Raw genomic sequence first — 4,186 nt, forward strand, 5'->3', positions numbered from 1 at the left:
CGCAGCTTTAATATTCGCCAGATTTGGTTGCATTCGTTGAAAAGTCAGGTAAAATCTTCCGGCTTTCTATCTGGGACTCTTCGCGAACACGGGGTTCCAGTTTTTATTTTTGCTTCAAGCAAATCATTAGAGGATTGAAAACGCATGGTTACCATTCGTTTAGCTCGTGGCGGCGCAAAAAAGCGTCCATTTTACAACATCGTTGTTGCTGACAGCCGTAACGCTCGTGACGGTCGTTTCATTGAGCGTGTTGGTTTCTTCAACCCATTGGCTCGTGGCCAAGAAGAAACTTTACGTTTAGACCTAGCTCGTGTTGAGCACTGGGTTGCTAACGGCGCTGCGACAACTGATCGCGTAGCAAAATTGATCAAAGACGCTCGTAAAGCAGCAGCTTAATAGCGTTAAGGTATAGATTGATGAGCAGTAACCAACAGCCAGTCGTACTGGGGAAATTAGGCTCCTGTCATGGCATTAAAGGTTGGCTGAAAATCACCGCCTATACCAATTCTGTTGAAGGTATCTTTGACTATTCGCCTTGGCTAATTAAAGAAAATGGCCAATGGCGCGAGGTAAAGGTCATTCAGTGGCGATACCAAGGCAAGGCTGTAGTCGCTGAGCTCGAAGGTGTTACTACGCGGGAACAAGCGCAAATGCTCACGAATTGTGAGATTGCCATCCTGCCGCAGCAGATGGAAGATTTGCCAGAGAATGAGTTCTACTGGCGTGACCTCATCGGTTGTGAAGTGATCAATACCGCAGGCTATAACATGGGGATTGTCGATCAGATCGTGGAAACAGGGTCGAACGACGTCTTACTGGTTAAAGCCAATGCCAAAGATAGCTTCGGCAAAGTGGAACGTATGCTCCCCTTTGTCCCAGGACAATTCATCATTAAGGTGGATATCCAAGGTAAACAGATTTTAGTGGATTGGGATCCTGACTTTTAAGTCGAGGTACAACATATGTGGTTAGGGGTCATTACCCTGTTCCCAGAAATGTTTCGTGCCGTAACAGACTTTGGGGTTACGGGTCGTGCCGTGAAAAACGGTCTGCTGGAGTTGCACACGTGGAATCCTCGCGATTTCACCCATGATAGACACAGTACGGTAGATGACAGGCCTTACGGCGGTGGTCCCGGTATGTTGATGATGGTGCAACCCTTGCGTGATGCTATCCATGCAGCGAAAGCTGCAGCGGGTGAGGGTGCGAAGGTGATTTACTTGTCACCTCAAGGACGCAAGCTGGATCAGCAAGGTGTCACTGAGTTGGCTAAATCATCCCGGTTGATTCTGGTGTGTGGTCGCTACGAAGGTATCGATGAACGCATTATTCAAACGGAAGTGGACGAAGAGTGGTCGGTTGGGGATTACGTGCTTTCGGGCGGCGAATTACCAGCAATGACGCTCATAGATTCAGTATCAAGATTGGTGCCTGGCGTGCTAGGAAAACAAGCTTCGGCGGAGCAAGATTCTTTCTCCGACGGGTTACTGGATTGTCCTCATTACACGCGTCCTGAAAGCCTAGATGGCCTTGACGTACCAGCGGTGCTGCTAAGTGGCAACCACGAACAAATTAGACTCTGGCGTTTACAGCAAAGCCTTGGTAGGACTTTTCTTAGACGGCCAGAATTATTTGAAAATCTAGCTCTGACTGACGAACAAACGACTCTTTTAGCGCAGTTCGTTAAAGCAATGGACAAGCATGCTTAGTCGTAGCTCAGTTAATTCTAGAACGGAGTAAGTTATGAACAACATCATTAAAATGCTCAACGATGAGCAAATGAAACAAGACGTACCTGCGTTTGGTGCTGGTGATACAGTAGTCGTTCAGGTTCGTGTTAAAGAAGGTGATAAAGAGCGTTTACAGGCTTTCGAAGGCGTTGTAATTGCTAAACGTAACCGTGGCCTGCACTCTGCATTCACAGTACGTAAAATCTCTAATGGTGAAGGTGTTGAGCGTGCTTTCCAAACGCACAGCCCGCTGATCGCTAGCATTGAAGTTAAGCGTCGTGGCCGCGTTCGTCGCGCCAAACTGTACTACTTACGTGATCGTTCAGGTAAATCTGCACGTATCCGTGAGAAGCTGGCAACTAAGTAATAGTTCCTGCTACAGAAAACAAGACGTAGTGTTCGCACAGAAAACCGCCCTCGTGGCGGTTTTTTGTTGCCTAAATTTACACATTCAGCCAGTCACTTTGCATTTAACCCTAATGGCGACTATCGGGAAATTGGTCCTTGATCTTCTGGCAATTAATAGGCATAGTCATTGCTCGCTGTAATGGTGTATTGTTACGGCGCTACAATGGCCTTGGGCCATTTATCTTCCCTCATAGCGGGTTGTATTTCAGGCTTTTTGAGAAGCGAATCGTTGACTTCAGTTTTAGGTGGTGAGTATGCAGCAGGATACAATCAATAACGTTCATATCAGTTCAGAGAAGGTGCTTATAACCCCAGAGGAGCTCAAAGCCGCTCTGCCACTTTCTGCGCACGCGTATCGTTATATCCTTAATGCACGCCAAACCGTGGCTGATATCGTCCATAAACGGGATAAGCGGGTGTTAATCATTACCGGACCTTGCTCTATCCACGATATTGATGCCGCCAAGGAATACGCCTTAAAACTCAAAAAATTACACGATGAACTCCGTGATGAGTTTTACATCTTGATGCGGGTGTACTTTGAGAAACCCCGCACCACGGTGGGGTGGAAGGGCATGATTAACGATCCGGATATGGATGGCTCTTTTGATGTGGAAAAGGGCTTAAAGCTGGCCCGTGAACTGATGATTTGGCTTGCTGAGCTTGAGTTACCGGTCGCGACCGAAGCGCTTGATCCTATCAGTCCGCAATACATTTCGGAGTTAGTGACTTGGTCGGCCATTGGTGCTCGCACCACGGAATCGCAAACCCACAGGGAAATGGCGTCGGGCTTATCTATGCCTGTCGGTTTTAAAAATGGCACCGATGGTAAGCTTGATGTCGCCATTAATGCCCTCAAATCGGCGGCTAGTAGTCACCGATTTATGGGGATCAACCAACAGGGCCAAGTGGCGCTCTTGCAAACTGCGGGCAACCCCGATGGCCATGTGATTTTACGCGGCGGTGTAACACCTAACTACGATGCCGCTAGCGTGGCTGAATGTGAAGCGCAGCTTCATAAGGCAAAACTGAATGCTCGCCTGATTATCGATTGTAGTCATGGGAATTCCTCTAAGGATTACACAAGGCAAGTGCCTGTGTGTGAAGATGTTTTTGCGCAGATCTACCATGGCAATCAGTCCATTATTGGCGTGATGTTAGAGAGCCATTTAAACGAAGGTAACCAAAGTTGTGATAAACCCTTACGCGAACTGGCCTACGGGGTGTCGGTAACGGATTCCTGTATTAATTGGGAAAAAACCGAAAGCATTTTACGCGCGGGCGCATCAACGTTATCTTCGGTGTTACCGACGCGTTTCGATATGCCTAAAGTGGCCAATGCTTAGGAGTCAATCTTAAGCGCCTGATGGTTAAACACCTTACTTTAGGTGTGCAGTGGACAGATAACATGAATGAAAAAACGACAACCGAATTAGAACATCTTCGCGGCCTCATCGACGGCGTTGATCAGCAATTGCTGCATTTACTGCGTAAACGCTTAGATTTAGTCGCCCAAGTGGGCACGGTAAAGCACGGCGCTGGATTACCCATTTATGCACCGCAGCGTGAAGCCGCGATGTTGGCCAAACGTCGCGAAGAAGCTCAAGCCATGGGGATTGCCCCGCAACTGATAGAAGATATTTTGCGCCGCCTAATGCGTGAATCTTATCTTAATGAAAAGGATGTTGGGTTTAAGCAAGTTAAGAAAGACTTAGGTTCGGTCGTGATTGTGGGGGGCAAAGGCCAGCTCGGCGGACTATTTCAACAAATGCTGACACTGTCGGGTTATCAAGTGAAACTGCTCGATAAAGATGATTGGCAGCATGCGGAAGCCTTATTTGCCGATGCCGGATTGGTATTAGTGACTGTGCCGATTGCCATTACCTGCGACCTTATCCGTGAGCAGCTCACCCAATTACCACAGGATTGTATTTTAGCCGATTTAACCTCCATCAAGACGGAGCCTTTGAAGGCGATGTTAGCTGCTCACTCGGGGCCGGTGGTGGGCTTTCATCCGATGTTTGGACCCGATGTCGGGAGTTTAGCTA

6 protein-coding genes are annotated in these 4,186 nt (G+C 47.9%); all 6 read left to right on the forward strand.

Annotated elements, in window-relative coordinates:
- The first annotated feature begins 144 nt into the window (after window positions 1–144).
- The gene (gene rpsP, locus ACRCZA_RS05900) at window positions 145–396 is read left to right on the forward strand and encodes a 30S ribosomal protein S16 (protein ID WP_220049717.1); all 252 of its coding nucleotides are present in this window, start codon (window positions 145–147) and stop codon (window positions 394–396) included.
- Between the two features lie 20 nt (window positions 397–416).
- Window positions 417–947 (forward strand): ribosome maturation factor RimM, encoded by a 531-nt coding sequence (rimM, locus tag ACRCZA_RS05905; RefSeq protein WP_438673538.1) that lies wholly within the window; start codon window positions 417–419, stop codon window positions 945–947.
- Between the two features lie 15 nt (window positions 948–962).
- On the forward strand, window positions 963–1,709 hold the full coding sequence (gene trmD / locus ACRCZA_RS05910) for a tRNA (guanosine(37)-N1)-methyltransferase TrmD (RefSeq protein WP_438673539.1): 747 nt from the start codon (window positions 963–965) through the stop codon (window positions 1,707–1,709).
- 34 nt (window positions 1,710–1,743) lie between these two features.
- On the forward strand, window positions 1,744–2,097 hold the full coding sequence (gene rplS, locus ACRCZA_RS05915) for a 50S ribosomal protein L19 (protein WP_006080791.1): 354 nt from the start codon (window positions 1,744–1,746) through the stop codon (window positions 2,095–2,097).
- A gap of 295 nt (window positions 2,098–2,392) precedes the next feature.
- Window positions 2,393–3,484, forward strand: a complete 1,092-nt coding sequence (locus ACRCZA_RS05920; protein ID WP_438673540.1) for a 3-deoxy-7-phosphoheptulonate synthase — start codon at window positions 2,393–2,395, stop codon at window positions 3,482–3,484.
- Window positions 3,485–3,546: 62 nt separating this feature from the next.
- Window positions 3,547–4,186: bifunctional chorismate mutase/prephenate dehydrogenase (gene tyrA, locus ACRCZA_RS05925; protein WP_438673541.1), on the forward strand; the 640-nt coding region annotated here is incomplete at its 3' end.

This window comes from Shewanella sp., assembly GCF_051658185.1.
Taxonomy (GTDB): Bacteria; Pseudomonadota; Gammaproteobacteria; order Enterobacterales; family Shewanellaceae; genus Shewanella.

What these genes read in the sequence shown, in the direction of transcription:
- rpsP (WP_220049717.1), top strand. Translation starts at nt 145, where the DNA reads ATGGTTACCATTCGTTTAGCTCGTGGCGGCGCAAAAAAGCGTCCATTT.
- rimM (WP_438673538.1), top strand. Translation starts at nt 417, where the DNA reads ATGAGCAGTAACCAACAGCCAGTCGTACTGGGGAAATTAGGCTCCTGT.
- trmD (WP_438673539.1), top strand. Translation starts at nt 963, where the DNA reads ATGTGGTTAGGGGTCATTACCCTGTTCCCAGAAATGTTTCGTGCCGTA.
- rplS (WP_006080791.1), top strand. Translation starts at nt 1,744, where the DNA reads ATGAACAACATCATTAAAATGCTCAACGATGAGCAAATGAAACAAGAC.
- ACRCZA_RS05920 (WP_438673540.1), top strand. Translation starts at nt 2,393, where the DNA reads ATGCAGCAGGATACAATCAATAACGTTCATATCAGTTCAGAGAAGGTG.